19 protein-coding genes and 1 pseudogene are annotated in these 21,750 nt (G+C 45.6%); 10 read left to right on the forward strand and 10 right to left on the reverse strand.

Annotated elements, in window-relative coordinates:
• Nucleotides 1-88: 88 nt before the first annotated feature.
• Nucleotides 89-625, reverse strand: coding sequence for a TIGR02652 family protein (locus RMO79_RS10440; protein ID WP_310483085.1), 537 nt, complete (start codon nt 623-625; stop codon nt 89-91).
• 165 nt (nt 626-790) lie between these two features.
• Here RMO79_RS10440 and RMO79_RS10445 point away from each other — a divergent pair, with 165 nt between their 5' ends.
• Together RMO79_RS10445 and RMO79_RS10450 are read left to right on the forward strand one after the other, a co-directional pair.
• On the forward strand, nt 791-1,036 hold the full coding sequence (locus RMO79_RS10445; protein ID WP_310483086.1) for a hypothetical protein: 246 nt from the start codon (nt 791-793) through the stop codon (nt 1,034-1,036).
• A 359-nt stretch (nt 1,037-1,395) separates the two neighbouring features.
• On the forward strand, nt 1,396-2,394 hold the full coding sequence (locus tag RMO79_RS10450) for an Hpt domain-containing protein (protein ID WP_310483087.1): 999 nt from the start codon (nt 1,396-1,398) through the stop codon (nt 2,392-2,394).
• Here the strand turns inward: RMO79_RS10450 and hisA are convergent.
• Nucleotides 2,381-3,172 carry a 1-(5-phosphoribosyl)-5-[(5-phosphoribosylamino)methylideneamino]imidazole-4-carboxamide isomerase gene (gene hisA / locus RMO79_RS10455; RefSeq protein WP_310483088.1) on the reverse strand — a complete coding sequence of 264 codons (792 nt, stop codon included), beginning with the start codon at nt 3,170-3,172 and terminating at the stop codon, nt 2,381-2,383. The genes RMO79_RS10450 and hisA overlap by 14 nt on opposite strands.
• Nucleotides 3,173-3,405: 233 nt before the next feature.
• On the opposite strand from hisA, the gene RMO79_RS10460 reads away from it, so the two are divergent.
• The 5 genes from RMO79_RS10460 to RMO79_RS10480 all read left to right on the forward strand — a co-directional run bounded on the left by RMO79_RS10460 (nt 3,406) and on the right by RMO79_RS10480 (nt 10,325).
• A complete protein-coding gene (locus tag RMO79_RS10460) occupies nt 3,406-3,921 on the forward strand; it encodes a hypothetical protein (RefSeq protein ID WP_310483090.1) in 516 nt (171 codons plus the stop codon).
• A 38-nt stretch (nt 3,922-3,959) separates the two neighbouring features.
• Nucleotides 3,960-4,847, forward strand: a complete 888-nt coding sequence (locus tag RMO79_RS10465; protein WP_310483091.1) for a hypothetical protein — start codon at nt 3,960-3,962, stop codon at nt 4,845-4,847.
• A 794-nt stretch (nt 4,848-5,641) separates the two neighbouring features.
• On the forward strand, nt 5,642-6,163 hold the full coding sequence (locus RMO79_RS10470; protein WP_295614688.1) for an NYN domain-containing protein: 522 nt from the start codon (nt 5,642-5,644) through the stop codon (nt 6,161-6,163).
• Nucleotides 6,164-6,381: 218 nt separating this feature from the next.
• The gene (locus RMO79_RS10475) at nt 6,382-7,992 is read left to right on the forward strand and encodes a 2-isopropylmalate synthase (protein ID WP_310483092.1); all 1,611 of its coding nucleotides are present in this window, start codon (nt 6,382-6,384) and stop codon (nt 7,990-7,992) included.
• Nucleotides 7,993-8,150: 158 nt separating this feature from the next.
• Complete coding sequence (locus RMO79_RS10480; RefSeq protein ID WP_310483093.1) at nt 8,151-10,325, forward strand: tetratricopeptide repeat protein; 2,175 nt, start codon at nt 8,151-8,153, stop codon at nt 10,323-10,325.
• 60 nt (nt 10,326-10,385) lie between these two features.
• Here the strand turns inward: RMO79_RS10480 and RMO79_RS10485 are convergent, their stop codons facing one another.
• The 4 genes from RMO79_RS10485 to RMO79_RS10500 form a co-directional block, all read right to left on the reverse strand.
• Nucleotides 10,386-10,943 (reverse strand): NUDIX domain-containing protein, encoded by a 558-nt coding sequence (locus RMO79_RS10485; protein WP_310483094.1) that lies wholly within the window; start codon nt 10,941-10,943, stop codon nt 10,386-10,388.
• Between the two features lie 11 nt (nt 10,944-10,954).
• Nucleotides 10,955-12,187, reverse strand: coding sequence for an MFS transporter (locus RMO79_RS10490; protein WP_310483095.1), 1,233 nt, complete (start codon nt 12,185-12,187; stop codon nt 10,955-10,957).
• A gap of 167 nt (nt 12,188-12,354) precedes the next feature.
• On the reverse strand, nt 12,355-13,182 hold the full coding sequence (locus RMO79_RS10495; RefSeq protein ID WP_310483096.1) for a DUF3598 family protein: 828 nt from the start codon (nt 13,180-13,182) through the stop codon (nt 12,355-12,357).
• A 48-nt stretch (nt 13,183-13,230) separates the two neighbouring features.
• A complete protein-coding gene (locus RMO79_RS10500) occupies nt 13,231-13,932 on the reverse strand; it encodes a DUF475 domain-containing protein (RefSeq protein WP_310483097.1) in 702 nt (233 codons plus the stop codon).
• A gap of 556 nt (nt 13,933-14,488) precedes the next feature.
• On the opposite strand from RMO79_RS10500, the gene RMO79_RS10505 reads away from it, so the two are divergent.
• Nucleotides 14,489-15,451, forward strand: a complete 963-nt coding sequence (locus tag RMO79_RS10505; protein ID WP_310483098.1) for a hypothetical protein — start codon at nt 14,489-14,491, stop codon at nt 15,449-15,451.
• A gap of 138 nt (nt 15,452-15,589) precedes the next feature.
• Here RMO79_RS10505 and RMO79_RS10510 read toward each other — a convergent pair whose 3' ends face one another.
• The 3 genes from RMO79_RS10510 to RMO79_RS10520 all read right to left on the reverse strand — a co-directional run bounded on the left by RMO79_RS10510 (nt 15,590) and on the right by RMO79_RS10520 (nt 18,692).
• The gene (locus RMO79_RS10510) at nt 15,590-17,764 is read right to left on the reverse strand and encodes a DUF4335 domain-containing protein (protein WP_310483099.1); all 2,175 of its coding nucleotides are present in this window, start codon (nt 17,762-17,764) and stop codon (nt 15,590-15,592) included.
• Nucleotides 17,765-17,824: 60 nt separating this feature from the next.
• Nucleotides 17,825-18,391 carry a DUF3038 domain-containing protein gene (locus RMO79_RS10515; protein WP_310483100.1) on the reverse strand — a complete coding sequence of 189 codons (567 nt, stop codon included), beginning with the start codon at nt 18,389-18,391 and terminating at the stop codon, nt 17,825-17,827.
• Nucleotides 18,392-18,509: 118 nt separating this feature from the next.
• Nucleotides 18,510-18,692 (reverse strand): hypothetical protein, encoded by a 183-nt coding sequence (locus RMO79_RS10520; protein ID WP_310483101.1) that lies wholly within the window; start codon nt 18,690-18,692, stop codon nt 18,510-18,512.
• A 98-nt stretch (nt 18,693-18,790) separates the two neighbouring features.
• Here RMO79_RS10520 and RMO79_RS10525 point away from each other — a divergent pair, with 98 nt between their 5' ends.
• Together RMO79_RS10525 and ftsH are read left to right on the forward strand one after the other, a co-directional pair.
• Complete coding sequence (locus tag RMO79_RS10525) at nt 18,791-19,393, forward strand: carbonic anhydrase (RefSeq protein ID WP_310483102.1); 603 nt, start codon at nt 18,791-18,793, stop codon at nt 19,391-19,393.
• A gap of 240 nt (nt 19,394-19,633) precedes the next feature.
• Entirely contained in the window at nt 19,634-21,544 is a 1,911-nt protein-coding gene (ftsH, locus tag RMO79_RS10530) for an ATP-dependent zinc metalloprotease FtsH (RefSeq protein WP_310483103.1), read from the forward strand.
• On the opposite strand, the pseudogene RMO79_RS24530 reads toward ftsH, so the two are convergent.
• Nucleotides 21,538-21,645 (reverse strand): annotated as a pseudogene (locus tag RMO79_RS24530) (hypothetical protein); the annotation flags it as partial. The gene ftsH and the pseudogene RMO79_RS24530 overlap by 7 nt on opposite strands.
• Nucleotides 21,646-21,750 lie beyond the last annotated feature (105 nt).

Consider the following 21,750-nt stretch of genomic DNA (forward strand, 5'->3'; position numbering starts at 1 on the left):
GTTGGCTACCTATTAAGATCTACTCTAAAGCCTAAAGCCTAACTTTAAGATCTACCCTAAAACCTAAAGCCTAATACCTAACACCTAATTAAGGAGACATCCGAAAATAAGGATATTGAATGGGAATACCAGGTTCTTTTTCGAGATCGAAATTAATTACCTTCCAACAGGGTCGATCGTTAGATACGGAGCTAAACTCGACAGGTAGACCGAATAGGCGGGGGATTGTCGGTTGTTCGGTATTATTAGTATTCCAGGGATGATGACGATTTTCCTTGCTGGCATTGTCGCCGACGAGATAGCCGCCGATTAAATCGCGGTAACGCTCGGCAATAATTACTTTAGTAGCGCGGTAGCCTTGAGTGTAGAGTCGATCGAGCGCATCGTGAATCTCAAATCGAATCCCATCGGGATGAGTATGCTGGCGGTACCATTCGCCCTCCCACAGGCACCAGTGTCGGCTCGATTGCAGATGAACCAATTCGCCCGTATTTGGATCGGCTTCAAAAGCCCCATGTCGAGAGCATAAATAAGTATCTGTGAGCGTCAGAGCCGAAATAGTTTGCCGACAATGGGGACACTGAATCTCTGGGCCGAAAATGGGGTATTGAAGAGCAAAGTTCATGTCAGGAGCGCGGCAGGTGAGTAGCCCGTGCGGGATGAGTAAACAAAGGTGTCGAGCTTTGAGTTGTGTTTATTGCATTATACTTTAGACCTTCCCGTTGGTGGAGCCTTTGTAGTGGAGATTCGATCGGTGCTGGTGAGATCTTCATGACACAATCGATCGTTTTTGAGGATTTGTGGGAATGATAATTTTATCCTGAGTGTGTTTCTCGATCGGAGTAGTGATGTCAACGCGCAACTTGCCGTTGAAATTAACCTCGTCTGTAGCGAAAGCAATCGAAGCGTCGCACCACCAGTGACGACATCTAACCCTATATTTATGGCTCTAAAAAATATGCATCGATCGATCTTCAGCAGTGAAGATATCTCAACGATCTTCACAACCGACTCGATCGGAGATCGTTATTGGTAGCAATAAATTTACAAATTGATACCTCTGTCGAAGATTGTGGGTAAGATAAGACTGGGATAGTTACGTCTATTTGAGCTGTAGTAAATCATTATTCATAATTGCGTCTACCTCAGATAAGTTTTAAAACTATAATGTCCGATTAAAACATCTCACACGGCTGGCTGCGAATGTTTCTCGAATCGAGAGCCTCCGCCACTGCGGACGATGCCACCGTGACGATTCTCTTCCAGAGACGCTACGCGAACGCGATCGAAACTCAACCAAACTTAGGCTAAATTAGCACTCAATTAAATTTTAAATAGTTGATGTTAGTTTTGGCTAAAATCTAGATATAAAAATATCTGTTTAGGAACAGGAAAATGGACGATAACAAGCAGCAGATTATTCACTACTTTATTGAAGAAGCGCAAGAACATCTAGTGACCGTAGAACAAGGTTTACTAGATCTCGCGGAAGTGATCTCCGACGCAGAACGCGTAAATGAAATGTTCCGCGCCGCCCACTCGATTAAGGGTGGTGCAGCGATGCTAGGGTTTGAAGGCATTCAAGCAACCGCACACAAATTAGAAGAGTGCTTCAAGATTTTACGCGATCATCCCGTCCCGATCGACCAAAAATTGGAAACGCTTTTTTTGGGAGGCTATGACGCACTCAAAGCATTAGTAGAAGAATTGGCAAATTCGCCAACTTTGAGTATGCGTCCAGAAGTAGTTGCTAGTGTCTTGTCTGGCTCCGCTGCAAATTTTGTAGCGTTGGAAGAATATCTCGAAGAGATGCTCAATATCAATACTCATGATACTGCGAATAGAGAATCCGCTGTTGCAGCGACTCTTGGTGGTGGTACCGCAGTAATGGCACCGCCGATTAATATCGTCGCGACCGTAACGACGACACTTCAGCAAATGTTGGGCTTATTCAAGCAAGGCGACAGCCCTGCCAATCGCCAACAATTGGTCGGTATCGCGCAGTCATTGTCAAGTATCCGCCCAGATGCTGGCAACTGGCAAGCTTTAATTAGAACTACCGCACAGGCAATCGCCAATCCCAATAATACTTACAATGCCGTCGCGCCGCTGGTCATTCGTGAGTTGAAGCAAGCGGGCGATTTACTCGCCGCAGAGCGCGATCGAGAGATCGTGGTTTCAGTGGCTCTTCAACAGGCAACTGCGACTGTTGCACCTGTCGCGCCAATTGCTCCTGCCGTGCCAACTCCAACAGCACCAGCAGTTGCCCAAATTACGATTCCAGTCGATGTTCGCGGTGCGGCGCAAGGCATCCTCCAGAACTTCAACCGTCAGCAAGTTACCGAATTGGTAGTCTTACTTCATCGGGTAATTTCTAATTCTAAGCAAAATTAGTCGCGCCCAGATCGGGGGGAACATCTTGCCAGCGGCCATCGCCGACAGCGCGAATTGCCTCAGTGAGATTGACTTCTCCAGTGTAGAGGGCGCGACCGACAATCGCGCCAGTTACCCCCACGCCACCCAGCGATAACAAATCGAGTAAATCTCGCAGCGAACTGACCCCACCAGAGGCAATGACGGGGATTTCGATGCCGCTGGCTAGTTCCCTTAATGCTGCCAAGTTTGGTCCCGCGAGCGTGCCATCGCGGTGGATATCTGTGTAGATAATTGCAGCGACACCCATTTGAGCCATTTGTTTCGCCAAATCTATTGCTAACACCTCGGAAGTTTCCAGCCAGCCTTTAGTGGCAACTTTACCAGCTCGCGCATCGATCCCGATCGCGATCCGATTTGGGTATTGTTGACATAACTCTCGGACTAGTTCGGGCTGCTCGACGGCGACCGTTCCTAAAATAATTCGATCGACTCCCAATGTCAATAGCTGTCGAACGCTCGCTTCAGTTCGCAGTCCGCCCCCAACCTGAATTTGTACTGGTTGGGTGGCTGTTGTTTTGACCATTTCGACAATACTCGCGATCGCGGCAACATTTACAGGCTGTCCGGCTTTGGCACCATCTAAATCTACCAAATGTAGTTTATTTGCCCCTTGTGTCAGCCAATCGCGCGCCATATCTGTGGGATTGTCGTTAAATACCTGCGATCGATCGTAATCGCCCTGATATAATCGCACGCATTTACCATCTAACAGATCGATCGCTGGAAAAATATCCATAGTTTTGCACGGGAATTAGAAAGTAGCTCGATCGAATTATACGGAAAAAGCTGGAACGCTGCACGATCGGTGACTATTTAGATATCCGAACGACTGAAAAAGGGTCATAGATCCGAGCATATATTTAATAATAATTTATAAATATTAAACAATAGAGATCGGTTTTCCTACCACAAACCCGAATGCCGATCGGTGACAATATAATTGTTCGACTCTATACTATTGGAGCAAATATGATTGTTTCTAATTGGCGCAAGGCATTAGTGCCGATCGTCCTATCGGTAGCTTTACTATTCTCAGCTTGTGCGAGTAAAGAACCATCTAAATACGCTGCTACTCAAAAAGAGACTTCGGGTAGAAGCGCACCCGCCGCAGTTGCTAAAAATGCCGATGCTGGTGGCGATTTTAATAAATTTTTCCCGCAAGGTGATGCTGGTTTTGCCCGCGTATTTTCCCAAGAGAAGAAAGGTTTTGCTGAAGCCAAGCTAAATAAAGGTGGCAAAAATGTCGCAGTCTTATCAATTAGCGACACGATTAGTCTACCTGCGGCAGCAAAAAAATATGAAAAAAGTACCAGCAAAATTGCTAGTTATCCGCTGCTAGATGAAGCCCCACTTAAAAGCACCGGGGTATTAGTCAACAATCGCTATCAAGTCAAAGTCGCTTCTCGAGATCCTTCCTTTACCGCTACCGATCGTAAAGCTTGGTTATCCAAGTTTAATCTCGATGGACTATCTAAACTCAAGTAGTAGTTTAGCAATATTGTAATTATCTTCAGGAGTCATCTGTGAGCAAAGCAATTTTTGAATTAGTAGACGAGTTGCCCACCGGGGGATTGACCGTCATGTCATTGAATGCCCTAGATTTCGTCATTCCTGGGCAATGGCAAAATATCGTTGGCTTCGACAATACCATTAAAATAGTCACTGGTACCGACGACCCAGATTATGTACAAGCGATCGGCGAACGCGCGGTAGCTTTATATAATGACAAAGGCGAAGGCTACCAAACTGCCATGTGGCTTTACAATACGGTAGATTCTGGTTCGCGGTTGCTCGGTGCAGCAGCGATGGCAAATAAAGTCGGCGAAAGTTTCTCAATGCTCGGCTTTTTGGGCAATATTACCCCTAAAGCTGAAACAGCCCAAACAATCGACCTCAGCGTCAAGTTAGTAGCAGAAATCGTGGCTTTCTGTCAGATTAACGGCATTCCTGGCGATAGCGTTGGCGATTTCCTCGCGGCTTTGGGCGATTATGGTGGCGAGTCGCTGATGCGGATGGCTGCTTTGATTTGCTTCGATGGTTTGATTCCATTAGGGCCAGATTTTATTGGCATGGTGATGGATAAAATGGGCGGAATGAGTACTGGTGAGCTAGAAGGTAATCAAACTTTCAAAGGCATCAAAGACCAAATTCCTGGTGGCGATACAGGCGGACAACTCGGCTTCATTACCGAGAGTTTTGGCTCTGTCAGCGGTTGGATGAGCGATTTTGTGACCTCGCGCGGGTTAACCCCAGAGACGGTTGTTGGTAATCTCCGCAACTTTGTAGAAATCAGCGATGATAAGCTCGATTACTTGGGCGCGTTTCTCGATGTAAGTACCAATTATTACGAGCATACTGGCACCCAGACGCTTGCCAGACGCTTAATCGAGCGTGCTGCTGCCGAAATGTAAGTGGATTCGCTTGCTGACGGTTCTAGTTGGGCTGTTGGCTGGCTGTCTATAGATCTTAATTTTGAGTGCTGTCTCCAGCTACTTGATTTGCGCTCCGCTCGGTAAAAATCTGCCGAACGGGGCGCATTCGATTTTTCAACGTGAGTTGCTACCTATAACCTCAGCGGTTAGAAACCGCTGCTCGGAGTGCATAGTCCGCGTAGGCGGACTAATAAATTCAGTCCGCGTAGGCGGACTTCGCATTATCAGCCGCGACTTGAGTCGCAGGTAAGTCATGGGTAGCAAGTTTGATTATTTAACGTGAGTTCGGGCGCAAGAGTGGGTACGCTAAAGTTATTGGTGCTGTGGTGTCAATCGCCAGCAACTACCAAAAAACGCGTAAATTCATGGCAGAATTTGGGCACTCTCAAATAACATTAGCTGAAATACTCGAAGTTTGGTAAGATAGAACCCATATATACATTATTCTCGTAAATTATTATGTTAACTGTCCAATCTTTCGCGATCGAATTTGGCTGAAACTCATACTTTCGATCTTGTCAATCGCTGCTCTATTTATTGATGGTTGTGCGATGTGGTTAGCCTAGTGCGATCTAATTTACAGCCAGATAGTTAAAATCTATATCTTTAATTAATTAGCTAAACTTATTCCTAATGTCGTGTTTTCGATAGCTGTGGATCTATGGTTGGGTAATTCCTAACCCTAGATAATTGTGTCAATCTAAATTTGGCTCGATCCAGAAAATCGAAAATCGACTTACTTTTTATAAAAAATAATATAGGTACTATTTATAATGTTTTCTGCCGCCAACCGTCTTTCCATTTTTGTGGACGGTAATAATATGTTTTATGCCCAACAAAAAAATGGGTGGTTTTTCGATCCTCGGCGCGTGCTAGAGTATTTCACGAAAGAACCAGAGTTAATGCTTATTAACGCTTTTTGGTATACTGGACTCAAGGACTCCCAAGATCAACGTGGGTTTCGCGATGCACTGATCAGCCTGGGTTATACCGTTCGCACCAAGATTCTCAAGGAGTATTATGATGATACTTCCGGTCGCTATTCCCAAAAAGCGAATTTGGATATTGAAATTGTGGTCGATATGTTTAATACTGTAGATCAGTATAATCGAGTCGTACTGTTTAGTGGTGATGGCGACTTCGAGCGAGCGATCGAATTACTGCGATCGAAAAATACTCACATCACCGTCATTTCTACAGAGGGGATGATTGCTAGAGAGCTGCGAAATGTAACCGATCGGTATATCGATCTCAATGATATTCGCGATCGAATTGAAAAAGTTGATTCTTTATAGGAGAACCAATTAAAGTGTTAGCAAGACAACAACCAAAAATAATAATGCAGTCTAATTTATTACAGCTATTAGTGCTTATTTAGGTGACAGAAAATTCTCATTAGTAAATCTTTCACCTTAAAAATATCGTTAAGTATCCCCGAATTATTCAAAGAAGTCGGGGATCTAGTAGCTCGATTAGTAATTCCTGACATTATTATTTTTAGGTATCTAGCATCATGACTCAGCAGCCAGAAACAGATCGCGTAATTATTTTCGATACCACCTTGCGCGATGGCGAACAATCACCAGGCGCAACCCTTAACGCCGATGAAAAACTGACCATTGCTCGACAATTAGCCCGTTTGGGTGTCGATGTAATTGAGGCTGGTTTTCCCTACTCTAGCCGGGGCGATTTTGAAGCAGTCCACCAGATTGCCGATCTCGTCGGTACGCCATCGGGGCCGATTATTTGCGGCTTGGCACGCGCCAGCGAGAAGGATATCAAAGCAGCAGCAGACGCGCTCAAGCCTGCGGCTAAACCTCGCATTCATACATTTATCGCCACCTCTGATATTCACCTAGAATATAAACTCAAAAAGACTCGCAAAGAAGTCTTGCAAATTGCAGGTGAAATGGTGGCTTATGCCAAAACTTTCGTTAATGATGTTGAATTTTCGCCTGAAGATGCCGGACGCAGCGAACCAGAATTTTTGTATGAAGTATTAGAACGGGCGATCGCCAATGGTGCAACGACAGTGAATATTCCTGATACCGTCGGTTATACAACTCCAGCCGAATTTGGTGCCCTAATTAAAGGGATTAAAGAGCATGTTCCAAATATCGATCGGGCGATTATTTCTGTCCACGGACACGACGATTTAGGTTTAGCTGTTGCTAACTTTTTAGAAGCAGTTAAAAATGGCGCGCGACAATTAGAATGTACGATTAATGGCATCGGCGAACGCGCTGGCAATGCCTCATTAGAAGAACTGGTGATGGCTTTGCATGTGCGCCGTCAGTACTTTAACCCGTTCTTAGGTCGTCCCGTCGATTCGGCTGCGTCATTAACTAACGTCGATACCCGTCAGATTTACAAAACTTCCCGCTTAGTATCGAGTCTAACTGGAATGATCGTTCAACCCAATAAAGCGATCGTTGGTGCTAATGCTTTTGCCCACGAATCGGGAATCCATCAAGATGGTGTTTTGAAAAATAAACTCACCTACGAGATTATGGATGCCCGATCGATCGGGTTGACTGATAATCTAATTACACTGGGTAAATTATCCGGTCGCAATGCCTTCCGAACGCGCTTATCAGAACTGGGGATCGATTTATCCGAAAACGATCTTAACAAAGCCTTCCTGCGCTTTAAAGATGTCGCTGATAAGAAAAAAGAAATTACCGATCGCGATTTAGAAGCGATCGTTAATGACGAGATCAAACAATCTCCCGAAATCTTTATTCTCGATCGCGTTCAGGTTGCTTGCGGCGATCGCGCTCAACCCACCGCAACTGTTACCATCAGAATGCCCAACGGCGAAGAATTAACCGATGCCGCGATCGGGACTGGCCCCGTAGATGCCATCTATAAGGCGATTAACCGCGTTATTGACGTTCCCAACCAATTAATCGAATTTTCGGTACAATCGGTCACAGCGGGTATTGATGCCATCGGAGAGGTGACAATTCGGCTCAAGTATCAAGATTATACTTATTCTGGTTATGCAGCGAATACCGATATTATTGTCGCCTCGGCGCAAGCGTATATTAACGCTCTCAACCGTTTGTATGCAGCCAAAACAAAGTTAGAAGAAGCCGCTAGTCAGTTGGCGGTTAATAGTTGAAAGCCGGACTAGAATACTGGTGGGTTTAGATCCCTGACTTTTTCAAAAAGTCGGGGATCTTGTCGTAATGTCGAAAAGTCATTGTATTTTTACAGTTAGTTTTCGATCGAGTATTTGGGCATATTGAAATTAACTAGATATTATTCAGTTAAAGATATATGCTCAAACTACCAATTGCAATCGTGCTTGCCTGTAGTTTAACTACAGCTTTGCTAAATCCAACTCCCAGCTATAGCCAAACCGCGCCGATTGCCGTTACTCCCACTGCTAATCCGGCTCAAAGTGCATTAAATTCAGCATTGACTAAATACGAAGCAGGAGATTTTAAAGGAGCGATTCAGGAATTAAATAGCGCGATCGCCTTAGATAATAAGTATATCGATGCATATCTCTATCGAGGTGCATTGCTGGGATTGGGAGAACCAGAAGATTTAAGCCAACCTAATTTTAGAAGCAGGAAGACTAATCCGCAGGCGGCTATTGCAGATTTCGATCGGATTATTGCCTTAGATGCCAAACACGTTCGCGCTCATGCCTATCGGGGTTATGCTAAATTAATAGCGGGAGATCGATCGGGCAATAAAGATTTAAATAAAGCTATTGCCCTAGCACCCAATTCTCCCATTCCCTACTTCATTAAATTCATAGCCTATCTAGATAAAAAAGAGACTGCGGAAAGTTTATCAGCCCCAGAAATCAAAAAGCTGATGGCAATTTCTCGCCAGCAACCAGGTCTGTTAGGTTTAATATTTATCCCATTGGGAATGTATCAAACCAACGATAGTCTCAGAGATAAAGGCGGTGATAATTCTCAATTAACGACGGCAAAAGCTTACTTCGATCGCGCGATCGATAAATTCGATAGTCTAAATTTTAAAGGAGCTATTCTAGATTTGGATCGAACGATCGCGCTCGATGCTAAATACCCCAAGGCACATTTTTATCGCGGTTTTATCGCTTACATAGCAGCAGAAAATAAAACTCAAGTCTTAGTAGATCTAGATCGTGCGATCGAGTTAGATCCGAACGATAGTAACTTATCAATGGTAAGATTATATGCATCGGCAGAAATAGAAGGCGGCGGTCGTGCTTTAGCCAGCCAGAAGAATCAGGCAAGCTTCGATCGCTCGATCGCCGCTAATCCGAAAATGGTAGATATTTATTTACTCAGATCGCTATTTAACAGAGTCTCTAAACTCGATTCTAAAAGTGCGGTTAAAGATGTACTTACCGCTAGTAAAATCTATCGGAATCGGGGCGAATTAGAGCTGTATTTCGTGGCTCATCTGTCGTTTATGTCTGCGGCAAAGTCTTCAGTTACTATTGCCGATTATCTGAGGCTAGCAAGGGAATTAGCTCTGACAGATGAAGCCGGATTCTTCGCAACCATCGATAAGGCAATTGCCCTCGATCCTAAAAATATCACTTCATATAACAATCGCGCTGAGTTTAAATCTTATAAAAAAGACTATGCAGGCGCATTGGTAGATCTCGATCGATCGATTGCCATTCAACCAGAAGCCTCCAGCTATATCGCGCGTGCCGATATTAAGTCAGAAAAATTAAAGGACTACCCTGCCGCTTTATTAGATTACGATCGGGCGATCGCACTCCAACCTAAGGACAGCTATCTCTACTCCCGACGAGCAGAATTTAAAGCAGCTAAACTTAAAGATAATAAAGGTGCCCTAGTAGATTTTGGTCGGGCGATTAGTTTAGATCCAGAATCGACTGGATCCTATTTTAAAAGAGCGACATTTAAAGCAGAGCAGCTTAAAGATAATCGGGGTGCTTTAGCCGATTATAATTTGGCAATCGCCGTTAACCCAAAAAATGCTTTTCCATACATTAACCGTGGTAAATTCACAGCCAAGTACGTGAAGGATTTAAAAGCTGCCCTAGCAGACTATAACCGCGCGATCTCGATCGATACCGAACGTGGAGCATTATACATTCTCCGCGCTCAATTTAAATCTGAATTTTTACAAGATTTTAAAGGTGCTGCGGCTGACTACAATTTAGCAATTGCTAGCGAGCAAAATCGTACCGATTTTTATGCCGAACGTGCCGCATTTAAAGCCGAAAAACTCAATGACAATCGGGGTGCTTTAGCAGACTTCGATCGAGCTGTTGAACTCAGTCCCGATTATTCTGAATTCTACTCCCAGCGCGGAAAATTTAAAGCTACGCGCTTACAAGATAAAACCGGAGCGATTGCCGATTATCGTGCAGCACTAAAATTTCATCACAAAGAACGAGATCTAGCAGGATTCGATCGAACTTTAGCAGAGTTAAAAGCTCTCGGAGTGACAGTACAGCTAGCCGGAATTTAATAAACTCACAGCTTGCACCACTTTGAATATGCGATCGCTAAAACCCTCGATAGGGGTAATTCATGAATTACCCTTACTGAGGGTTTCATCCCTCAATCCCGCAACGCCATAAAATCTTTTCACCAGTTGCTCTAGATCCGATTTTACAGCTTCCCCCCGCTCGATCGAATCTAATAATGCTTGGGGATTTATCCACATCGCCTCGATAAAATCATCGCGGTTATATTCAGGTTCGAGATCGGTTTCGATCTCATAAACTTCCATAAACGATGAAACTCGATCTGCGTGAGGTGTTAAAGATCCTAGCAGTTGAAATTCGATCGCATTTAAGTCCAAATTTAGTTCTTCACTGGCTTCCCTGAATAGAGCTTGTGCGTAGGTTTCACCACTTGCGACATATCCACCCATACTCAAATCCAGACACAGGGGAAATAATCGCTTGTGGGCTGTACGGCGGGGTATCCACAGTTCTCCTGCTGAATTTTTGAGGAAAAGATTGACTACTCGAACATTAGTAAGTTGTCGAGTTAATACTTCAGAACGCCAGATATTACCGATGACACGATCGTTAAGATCTACTAAATCGAGCAGTTCGTCATCGATCGATTGTATATTCATAATAGAGGGTATTAACTACGCCGATAAACATCGCGATCGCGACCCAAACTAAACCCGATCGAATGGCGTAAACTACGATTGCCCCAAATTATAAACACCACAATCGCACTCGCAGCCATCGCCGTTCCGATCGTAAAAATTCCTGGGTAACCCAAATCTTTCGCCACTAGCCCGAATACTGGAGCGGCAATGGCAATCCCCAGATCTAGCCCCGTAATACAAATCGATAACACCTGTCCCCGCTGTTGGGGTAAAGATCGATCGGATACTAGCGCGACTGTCATTGGCATTAAAGTACCGCTCCCCAATCCTTCTAAGATTGCCCCAAAGATAAAACTCGTCTGACTGTTTGCCGTCGCCAGACAAGCCAGCCCAGCCGTGTAACAGCACAGACTCCCCGCAATAAAGATTCCCCGCCCATAACGATCGGATCTGGTACCAATTACCGATCTGGAACTAAAACTCGCCATTGCCGCGATCGTATAAAATAAGCCAGGATTGAAATCGATGTGCAGAGTTTTGATATATAAAGGTAAAAATGTATGAATTGCTCCAAACGGAAATCCAATGAGCAGTAGTACTAAAGCGGGAATTCCCAGAGCTGGGTTAGTCAAAATTTTCCAGATTGAAATACTTGGCTCTGGCTCAGTTTGTTCTAAATCGCGCTCGATCCGGGGATTACGCAATTGAGTAGCGGCGATAAATGAAATTGTCCCACACCCGATCGCAATCCAGAAGATCGCATCATACATGCTCTTTACTTGCAAATAACCGCCGATCGCGGGGCCTAATGCTACGCCAACGGGGTTTGTCAGGCTCATTAAGCCGATGATTTCGCCGCGTTGCTTAGGGGGAGCCAAATCGACAACTAAGGCACTGTAAGCCGTCGTAAACGCGGCGATACTAATGCCATGAAATGCCCTGACTAACATTAGTAATGGCATTGAAGTAAATGCCAAATAGCCCAATGGTGCGATCGCAGCTACCACCGTACCGACGAGTAATACTAACTTGCGTCCTCTAACATCGACTAATTTACCCACAATTGGACGCGTTGCTAATAGCCCGATCGCAAATGCCCCGATAATTAAGCCAACCTGTTGTTGCTTAAACCCGACCGTATCTAAATAATCAGGTAATGTCGGTAATAAGATTGCGATACTTATCCAAAATAATAAGCCCGTGAAAAATAACACGAGCAAACTTCGCCGCTGTTGCGGTTCGAGCTGATTCAAAGTATTCATTTAGGGAATTAGGGGCGTGCTCGATCGTCAGATGATTTAAAAAGCTTTATCGGCGTTACTAAATCTATGTGTGATTCACTAAATGTGATATTGATGAAATCCTCGGTAGGGGCAATTCATGAATTGCCCCTACCGAGGATTTCATACCTCAATTCAGCAACGCCGCTTTATCCTACTCGATATTCGATAACATGAGTCGAACTAATCCATTCACCCTTGTCATTGTAGCTGCGGATCGATCGCTGACGTTCGTTATCTGATAATAACCACCCCGCCTCTACAAAAAATGGCTGGCGGTGACTAATTTGGAGGGGAATATTGCTCGATATCCCATCGGGTAATAATAACACCTGCCGAGGTGTTGCGCTTTCGTCAAAATACAGCCGATTGCCATCGATTTTTGCAGTTGAGGAGATCGTTCTGCCACCAAAAGATAATTGTTGCACCAACGAACCGCCAGCTTCACTAATTTCTAAATTCGTGCTGTAAGTCTCTGGCTCCTTCCAGTCGGCAAATACCGTCTGTGCGTTACCTTCCCACTTACCGACTAACTGCTTTACCCGTAAATCTGGGCGCAATTTCGCATCCGTACCGCTCCGAATTTCTCGAATCAACGTCTGGCTTTCAAAACAACCCTGTTTGTCAAATAATTGTACCAATCGCGATCGTCGATCTCCCGACACAAAGCCATACTCTGCACCGAATTCGGCAAATGGAGCCACTTGCAACGAACCTTTAGAAAAAGCTCCAGTATCGAAAAATACTGCTTGTTTGCCTAAGGAACGATATTCTTGAGCATTATCGACAGTCGGTTGTTCGCTGAGATTGTTGGCAAAACGGCGAATTCTAAACCTAACCAACTGGTTATCTTCCAACCCTTCCAGCGTCAAGATCGACGGCGTAGAACCAAGGATTTTGCCCTCTGTCGAAACTTGAGTAAATGTTCCTTCCCACGAGCCAAGATTTTTTAGGAAATTTTCCCAGTTACTATCCATACACACCCACGATCGATTTCTGGTAGTCGAGCAAACCTAGCACCTATATTAACTTACGTCTTGTTCCTCGTTCTTCGCTGCCTTCCGCTCGGAAAATCCCCAAGTGAAAATAATTGTGACTAGTCCGACTGTAAGTGCTTCGGGAACTTCCAAATCTGGATAGGCCGCACGTACTAACAACTTAATGCCTACTAATGCTACGGCTACATACCCAGCATCTTCGAGATGAGTATATTCTTGCAACCAGCGGATGAATAAGTCTGCCATAAATCGCAGTAAAATAATCCCGATCGTCGCACCGCTAATTACTAACCAAGTATCTGTTGAAACCGCGATCGCTGTAGCGACGCTATCCAACGAAAAGGCAAGATCGGTAATAGCAATCATTGGAATCACTTGCCATAAAGACTCGTACTGCGGACGGATCTGTTCGCCATCCTCGTCTTTTCCCGCCGTAAAATAATTAAATACCAGCCACAGTAAATAAGCCGCGCCTAGCACCTGAAATTGCCAGTAGCGCACCACCCACGTTGCGGCGACAATCAGCAGCATCCGCAGAATATAAGCAAAAATCAAGCCCAAATTGAGAGCCTTGGGACGCAGTTTTTCGTCAACTAAGCCCTGCGAAATGGATGCCAGCGCGATCGCATTATCGGCGGATAAAACTGCTTCTAGGGCGACTAATACTAATAGCAGAACTGGTGTAGACATTCCTACATCTACTGGTAACTCGATCGGTTTGTCTATCATCGATGAAGGAAATATTGTGATGAGCAAAAATATCAGCGATCTGATGATGGTAAGGATTTCGCACTATATAGTTTTGGCAATATCCTCACAACATCAATACAACAGCAATGATTTTTAATTAGTATCGATAGCTAAATGTTTGTCAATACATTTATACTGCTATCGATCGCTTAAATCTTACCAAAATCATGGTGATGTTAGTCCATTGTATCCGATTCGTAACTTGGCAACTAGCTCGATCGGACTTCTCCTGCCCGCAATCTGCCAATCTCTTCGCGATCGCGCTCAAATACTCAGAAAATTCACAATTAGAATGCGATCGCGATCCCCCATAAATTGTCAATGACATCACATCAATGCGTACTTTAATTGAAATGGCAATACGTGAATTTACTGTTATTTCATAAATTTGCTTCTACAAATACGTATTTGTTCGCATGAATAAATCAGTCTAAAAACGTATATTTAAGAAAACGTATTTCAGAAAACACGTCGCAAGAACTTAATTAATTTTCTAGCTAATTGGATCTGTTAATCTACCCCTGAGTTAATGACTATGATAAATCTAACACAGAAAGTCAAGTATTTAGTATGTAGTGGTGGAGTAGCAATGCTGGCTCTGACTGCTACCCCCGCACAAGCAATATCTTTTGTTAGCACTTTTCGACCTACAGCTACAGGGCCAGTCAGACCGCTAACTACTGAAGTTGGATCTGTTGATGCTGCTGGAAATTATTCAACCATCTACACTAGCGAATTGCAATTAACTGATATTGCGCTGAGTGCGACAAATGAGCTATTTGGGATTAATTATACTGAGTTATATCGACTTCCCTACGGCACCCCTGCTGCCCCAACAGTTGGAAATCAAGTAGCCGTTGGAAGTTTTTCTGATGGCACTCAGTCGATATCGCTCAACGGATTAGGCTTCGATAACAACAATAACCTCTATGCAATCGGTGGGGTTAATAGTGCTGGTACAGTGGGAACCACGAATGGATTCTTCCGTCTTAATACTACAACTGGTCGCGCTACACTAATTAGTACTCTGGGTAGCTTAACTCCTAGTGCCTTCACCCTTGGTGGTGACGCTAGTGACATTGTATTTAACCCTAATCCTGTAAGTGCCAGCAATCCCGATGGTGGCAGATTCTTTGCAACCACCAGAAATGCTGATAGCATTTTATTCTCGATCGGTTTAGATGGTTCGACTCGCGTTATCGGTAATACTGGCAAAGACAAAGTTGCTGGTTTAACGTTTGAAAACGGTAACTTATTCGGTTACACTGCCGATCGCAACCGGGTTCAGCTCGATCTACTAACTGGGAACACCACTGCTGTTACGTCATTACAAAGCAATGTCCTCAGTCCACAATTCGGTGAGGCTCTCAATATTGGTGGTGCGGCTTCGACAGCAACAGAAGTGCCAGAGCCAAGTTCGGCAGCAGGTTTCGTGTTCTTGGGCGTTTGCTTTGGAGCGCACAAAATGATGAAGCGCAAACAGAAATTAGAAGATTAATCGATCGATCGATTTTGAGATCGAATTGACTACTATACACAGCAAAACTATGCTTTAAAAAGCAGGGTAGCGGTAATCGATGATTATCCATACCCTGCTTTTTGGCTAATTTTACCTGTCAACTGTCAACTGAATAAACTATGGTTCGATAAAAGTATCGACACTACCATCGGGTTGGAGTAGTACCCGAATTTTTTGTTCGCCACCAGCCGCTGGCGAAAGCAATTTTTGTCCGGGTTTAATAAATTTAGTCTGTTGGAGATAAGTGGTAGCAGCTTCACCTTGAGGAGAGACAGCGCGGACGACCCCATTTTTACCATTGACTTGCAGAACATATTGCAGGGCATTGGCTTGAGTGGTGCTAGCTTTCCATTTGCTTTGGAAGTAACGTTTAGTTTCCTGAAGGGAGGCATTCTCTACCGGATCGCCACCAAAGCCCCCAGCATTGGACTGTAACGGTTGGTTGGGTGCCGTAGTAGTTGTCGCAGCAGGTTGCTTGGTTTCGGTTGGTTCTGGGCTATTTTGATTGGGGTCGATCAGGTTGGGATTTTTGAGGACTGGCGTAAATGGCTCGGAGCTGTTGGGCGATGTCGCTACACTAGGTTTGGTAGTTTTGGGTTTGGGTTTTGTCGTGACAGAGGAGGTAGCGATTTTGGGATCGGCTTTTTTGCCAGCTAGCGATCGAGTTGCCGGATCGATCTTACCAGATGCATCGATCCCCGCTCGATCGAAGGGAATGGGGGTCGTAGGGGTGGTAACTGGGGATGACAAAGCCGGGGGGACGGAAATCGGTTGTTTGGAGATCGACACTTTGCCCGAAGTATCTGCATCGATCGGCAATTGACCGATCGTTGTCGTCGCAGGTTTAGTAGTTGCGGCGGGTTTGGTAGTCGTCGCGGGTTTGGTAGTTGCTGCGGCGACAGGTTTAGTTGCCGTCGGCTCGGTTGCTGTCGGCTTATTGGTGGTGAGGGGGTTGGGTGCGACTGTCGTCGTACCAGTGGTGCTGCCGATCGTCGGCGATACCGCCCCACTAGGAGTTAAAATGGCATCGGGAATACCCGCAATGCCGATTTTAGTGGGATCTGAAGTGGTGGGAACTTTGGTGGAATCTGTTGCTTTGACAGTTGTTTTCGGCGGTTCGACTGGTTGCGTTTGCCACGGGGTGGGTGTCGCACCAGCAATCGGCGCACTGATTTCGGTTGTAGTGGCGGGATTTTTAGGTGTCTTGGCGGTAGTGGCTTTTTTAGTACCTGCCAAATTGGGAATATTGAGCTTAGTGGCGAGATCTTTGACTGGATTAGAGTTGGGATCGAGCAATAACAATGGCAAACCGACCGCTACTGCTGCCGCGATCGCCCACGGAATTCCCGACATAAATGAGGAAGATTTGCGAGGCGCACGAATGGGATAATAGGCGGGACGTTCTAATGGTTGTGCGGTTACTCCAGGTAGATTTGGCAACCGCGAGGATGACTCGACACTGGCGATATCTGCGGCACGATCGCCGCGATTGTAAACACTATTGCGGCTCAGGACATTAGGGCGATCGATTGTGGTAGCGTGTTCGGTGGCGTATTCATCTAATACTGCTGCCAGATCGAATAATTGAATGGCGGAAAGGGTCAACACGCTGCCGGACGCTGGTGTTTCTAGATCGCCTAAATGTAGTTGATGTTCTAGCGATCGTTCGCCCACTCCAGTCAGATATGGTTTGGTGGCTTTGGATTCGCCTGCTGGGGTAGATTCATTATCCCGTGCGCCCTTGCCAGTAGCTGAGGTTGAGTCGATCGATCCCGATTGCGGTCGCTGTTGGGGCTTGTTCCAGCGACCCAGCAGTCGGGAGATACTCGGTTTTTCATCACCATCGGATGGGGAATCAGCGGCGATTGGCGGGGGCAATGGCGGGAAGCTATCGCGCAAGCCTGGTAAATTCTTGAGAATGCCCGCTCTGGAAGATGACTCATTATCGACGCGGGGATCTCGCAATGGTTGAGGCGGTACTTCGGCTGCGTCGAGCTGGATCGCATCTACTGGTGTCTCAGTGTGAGTCTGCGCGATCGGATGTGGAAATTTGGCGACGAGCGCGGTGATGTATCGATCGAGAGTTTGTTGAAGACTATCTAGTTGACTCGGTTGCCCCTGCAATGTCACCCGATCGATTTCTCCCAGATCCGATCGCTCCAACTCCAAAATAAAATCAACAGGCTGGGGTTGTTGTGCTTGGGTGCGAACCGATCGTACTTCTTTGCTAGAAACAATCAGAGTACAAGTAGGGGCCGTATAAGTACGAGTCGTCAAGTGGTTGGATTCCATGTTGATGCTGAAGAATAATCGATCTGGGTTAATTCAAATTGGGAGTAAAGCAACGACGGTTTATTGAGATCTTTGTAATAATGCCCCCCAAAGTCGTTGATGTCCATTGGGGCTACCATAAAATAATAATCCGAGCGTCAAGTTTAAAGCGGTTTCTGCCAGTTCTTCAAAGGATAGATTGCCCGCTCCCCCGCTGCGATCTTGATACATTGTAATAAAATTACCAATATAATCGGCTAATTGAGGAGATTGTAACGGTAAGCGATCGGCTTGAATGGTCTGTTGCCAATCATCGATATTGCGCCGCACTAACGGTTGATGCTGCTGGGCTAAATGATGGACGATTAATACTAATGCGCGAATTTGCTGAATGTTATACTGTTCTGGCAACCCAGCTCGCTCTAACGGCCAGTCATCGATCCAGTCTGAGACAATTGCTGCTACTTGTAAATCTTGGGCGATTTTCCGTAGCTCGACTCGATCGAGCGGAGCCAATGCGGCGATCGCCATCGAAATTGCATTCAGCTCAGCGGTAATCCGCTCTAGTTGAGATGAGTCGAGTTTGGCGGTAAGTAATAGATCGTCCAACTTGGGGGTTGATGCGGGCATCATTTCGCGAGAAAACATAGGATTTAAGGCACACAATCGTCTAGTTCGATCGCCAAAAGCGGAGGGAACCAGCGTTAGATATTGCCCGATACTGACACTGAAGAATTAAAGATAGTAAATATTGCGAGATCTCGAACTAGGCGATCTCGATGCGGAACCGCTCGAACTTCAGGTGAGATGTTAATAATTGTACCATAGTGTCTTCGCTCCAAATCCCCGCAAGCCCGATCGAAATCGTCACCGCTCGTGCTGGACTGGTGCGGATAACCCTGCTGGATACAATACACGCAGCGGCTAGGTTTTGGTAGAATATATACATAAAAACTGTCCACCACCAACTAAATCGCTGCAACACTAGCAACAGCGACCCGCACGAAGCGATCGCTTCATCGTTTCAACGACCAGTGGACAATCGAGGTGACTTTTTCTAAAATAGAGCAAATCAACATGCGGGATAGTTGTCGGTGTCTTCAGCACGATCGGGTAGCATCATCTATGGTCGATCGTCGTCAATTTCTACGCCATCTGGTTGGGGTGGGAGTGCTGACTACAGCTATTACGATCGCTCCGGCGGCGGCTAGAGCCGAAAAAAAAGTCCCTAAAGCTCTAGTCCTCAGTTGTACCGATTATCGAATTTTGGAAGCAGAACGATATTTTCTCTCACTCCAAAATTTGAGCGGACAGTATGATTTTACGGCTCTGGCGGGGGCTTCATTGGCTCTGAGTGGATTGCCCCATCAATATGATGCCGACGCATTTTGGGATCAGTTAGATATCTCTTACCGACTCCATCAGATTAAAAAAGTGTTGATTCTCGACCATCAAGACTGTGATGCCTATCGGTACAAAATTGACCCCAGCCTCACCGACAACCCCGCCTTAGAACTCACCACCCATACAGAATACCTCAGCCGCGCGTATTGGGCAATCCGCGATCGCTATCCAGATCTCAATATCGAACTTTACTTTGTCAACCTCAACACCGATGTCAAACAAATATCGCCCCTAGCCAAAGTTTAAGTCTGTAATTTGTCAAAATTGTGCCAGGAGATCGGTCGGGAACGAGATCGCATGTTAACATACTCTGACGATCGCCACAGGTAATCTCCAAAATGTTAATTCCCTCGGCAAATATGGCAATACTAAAACTGAAGCTACACTAAAAGATATCCACGTCTCAATGGCAAGTCGCTCGCGCATTCACTAAGTAAATACAAACACCCATAGTCGGGTGCAGGTATAAAGGACACAAAAAAATATATGGAAAATAGTTCCCCGGTCAAATCGAAGCGATTTTATAAGTCATTGTGGCGATTAGCGGCTGGCTTGCCGATCGTCTTGGGAGTTGCCTGGAGTACGCCAGTTTTGGCGAAAAACGATCCCAACACGCTTACCTACGGAGAACTATTTAAGGAAGTCGATCGGGGTGTAGTCTCGAAACTGGAACTCGATCCGGTCACTAAAATTGCCAAAGTCACCGTCGCCGATGCCACCGCACCGGGCAAAATGCGGATTAAAGAAGCGGTGTTGCTAGACGATAACGCCGAACTGTATAACAAACTCAATAACAAAAACGTCGAATTTAGCGTCCAGAAATCGGCTGATAAAAATGCGATCGTCGGACTGTTGGGCAACGTTTTATTATTAGTCTTCGTAATTACAATTTTATCGGCAATCATCCGCCGATCGGGTAATGCTGGCGGACAGGCGATGAATTTTGGTAAATCTCGCGCGCGCTTCCAAATGCAAGCCAAAACGGGGGTAATGTTCGATGATGTGGCGGGAATTGAAGAAGCCAAAGAAGAACTCCAAGAAGTTGTCACATTCTTGCAAGAACCCGAACGGTTTACCTCCGTCGGTGCCAAAATTCCTAAAGGCGTGCTGCTAGTCGGATCGCCAGGAACGGGTAAAACCTTGATGGCAAAAGCGATCGCAGGCGAAGCTGGCGTACCATTTTTTAGTATCTCTGGTTCGGAATTCGTCGAAATGTTCGTTGGGGTAGGTGCTTCCCGCGTTCGCGATTTATTCAAAAAAGCCAAAGAAAATGCACCCTGCCTGATCTTCATCGATGAAATCGACGCAGTGGGTCGTCAGCGGGGCGTAGGCATCGGTGGCGGCAACGACGAGCGCGAACAGACCCTCAACCAACTCCTGACCGAGATGGACGGATTTGAGGGCAATAACGGCGTAATTATCATCGCGGCGACCAACCGCCCCGATGTACTCGATACCGCCCTCTTACGTCCTGGACGATTCGATCGGCAAGTTCAAGTCGATCCTCCCGACTACAAAGGGCGGTTAGCAATTTTACAAGTTCATATTCGCGATAAAAAAGTCGATCCAGAACTCTCTTTAGAAGCCATTGCGCGCCGCACGACTGGGTTTACAGGTGCTGACTTGGCAAACTTATTAAACGAAGCGGCAATCTTTACAGCTCGTCGGCACAAAGAAGCAATTACTATCGCTGAAGTGGATGATGCGATCGATCGAGTAATGGCCGGAATGGAGGGTAAGGTGGTAATGGATGGTAAATTCAAGCGGATGACTGCCTATCACGAAGTCGGTCATGCCTTGCTGATTACGCTACTCAAAGAACATGACCCGCTGCAAAAAGTGACAGTCTTACCTCGCGGTCGAGCTATCGGTCTAACTTGGTCTACGCCCAACGAAGAACATGGATTGGAAAGCCGTGCCAAACTCATGGCAATGATTACAGTCAAACTTGGCGGTCGTGCTGCTGAAGAAATTGTCTTCGGTAAAGATGAAGTTGACTCTGGCGCGAGTAGCGACATCCAAAGCTTAACCCAAATCGCGCGGTGGATGGTCGCTCAAATGGGCATGTCCGAACTCGGATTAGTGGCAATGGACACAGAGCGTCAAGAATATTCCGAAACAATTGCCGCTCAAATCGATCGCGAAGTCCGTAAAATTGTCAAAGACTGTCATCAGCAGGCACTCGATATCCTCCAATCTCATCGGGGTTTGATGGATATTTTGGCAGAGATTTTAATCGATAAAGAAACAATCGAGGGCGATGAGTTTCGCAAAATTGTCGATCGTGAAACTGGTCGCAATGAGTCAAACCAGGCTAAACCAGCTCTGGCAAACTCTTCAAACTCGGGTTGTACGCGCAAGAAAGCCAAAGCATCGTGGGTTTTTATTTTTTCATAATCTTTGAAACCTACCTCCACGGTTCTTTGCAAATGGTAAAAAGCCAATTCTTTTTGTTCGCATAGCGAATACAAACACGACAAATTCCAGTGGACTGCCATATCATTATTGTCAACCGCCAAGGCTTTTCCGAAGTCTTCGATAGCACCTTCAAAATCAAATTCTTTATATTTTTTCAAACCACTTTCTTTCAAACCCTCTTTTGA

It is taken from the genome of Chamaesiphon sp. VAR_48_metabat_403 (assembly GCF_031422475.1).
In the GTDB taxonomy this organism is placed as follows: domain Bacteria; phylum Cyanobacteriota; class Cyanobacteriia; order Cyanobacteriales; family Chamaesiphonaceae; genus Chamaesiphon.

What these genes read in the sequence shown, in the direction of transcription:
- RMO79_RS10440 (WP_310483085.1), bottom strand. Translation starts at nt 625, where the DNA reads ATGAACTTTGCTCTTCAATACCCCATTTTCGGCCCAGAGATTCAGTGT.
- RMO79_RS10450 (WP_310483087.1), top strand. Translation starts at nt 1,396, where the DNA reads ATGGACGATAACAAGCAGCAGATTATTCACTACTTTATTGAAGAAGCG.
- hisA (WP_310483088.1), bottom strand. Translation starts at nt 3,172, where the DNA reads ATGGATATTTTTCCAGCGATCGATCTGTTAGATGGTAAATGCGTGCGA.
- RMO79_RS10460 (WP_310483090.1), top strand. Translation starts at nt 3,406, where the DNA reads ATGATTGTTTCTAATTGGCGCAAGGCATTAGTGCCGATCGTCCTATCG.
- RMO79_RS10470 (WP_295614688.1), top strand. Translation starts at nt 5,642, where the DNA reads ATGTTTTCTGCCGCCAACCGTCTTTCCATTTTTGTGGACGGTAATAAT.
- RMO79_RS10475 (WP_310483092.1), top strand. Translation starts at nt 6,382, where the DNA reads ATGACTCAGCAGCCAGAAACAGATCGCGTAATTATTTTCGATACCACC.
- RMO79_RS10480 (WP_310483093.1), top strand. Translation starts at nt 8,151, where the DNA reads ATGCTCAAACTACCAATTGCAATCGTGCTTGCCTGTAGTTTAACTACA.
- RMO79_RS10485 (WP_310483094.1), bottom strand. Translation starts at nt 10,943, where the DNA reads ATGAATATACAATCGATCGATGACGAACTGCTCGATTTAGTAGATCTT.
- RMO79_RS10490 (WP_310483095.1), bottom strand. Translation starts at nt 12,187, where the DNA reads ATGAATACTTTGAATCAGCTCGAACCGCAACAGCGGCGAAGTTTGCTC.
- RMO79_RS10495 (WP_310483096.1), bottom strand. Translation starts at nt 13,182, where the DNA reads ATGGATAGTAACTGGGAAAATTTCCTAAAAAATCTTGGCTCGTGGGAA.
- RMO79_RS10500 (WP_310483097.1), bottom strand. Translation starts at nt 13,932, where the DNA reads ATGATAGACAAACCGATCGAGTTACCAGTAGATGTAGGAATGTCTACA.
- RMO79_RS10505 (WP_310483098.1), top strand. Translation starts at nt 14,489, where the DNA reads ATGATAAATCTAACACAGAAAGTCAAGTATTTAGTATGTAGTGGTGGA.
- RMO79_RS10510 (WP_310483099.1), bottom strand. Translation starts at nt 17,764, where the DNA reads ATGGAATCCAACCACTTGACGACTCGTACTTATACGGCCCCTACTTGT.
- RMO79_RS10515 (WP_310483100.1), bottom strand. Translation starts at nt 18,391, where the DNA reads ATGTTTTCTCGCGAAATGATGCCCGCATCAACCCCCAAGTTGGACGAT.
- RMO79_RS10520 (WP_310483101.1), bottom strand. Translation starts at nt 18,692, where the DNA reads ATGTATATATTCTACCAAAACCTAGCCGCTGCGTGTATTGTATCCAGC.
- ftsH (WP_310483103.1), top strand. Translation starts at nt 19,634, where the DNA reads ATGGAAAATAGTTCCCCGGTCAAATCGAAGCGATTTTATAAGTCATTG.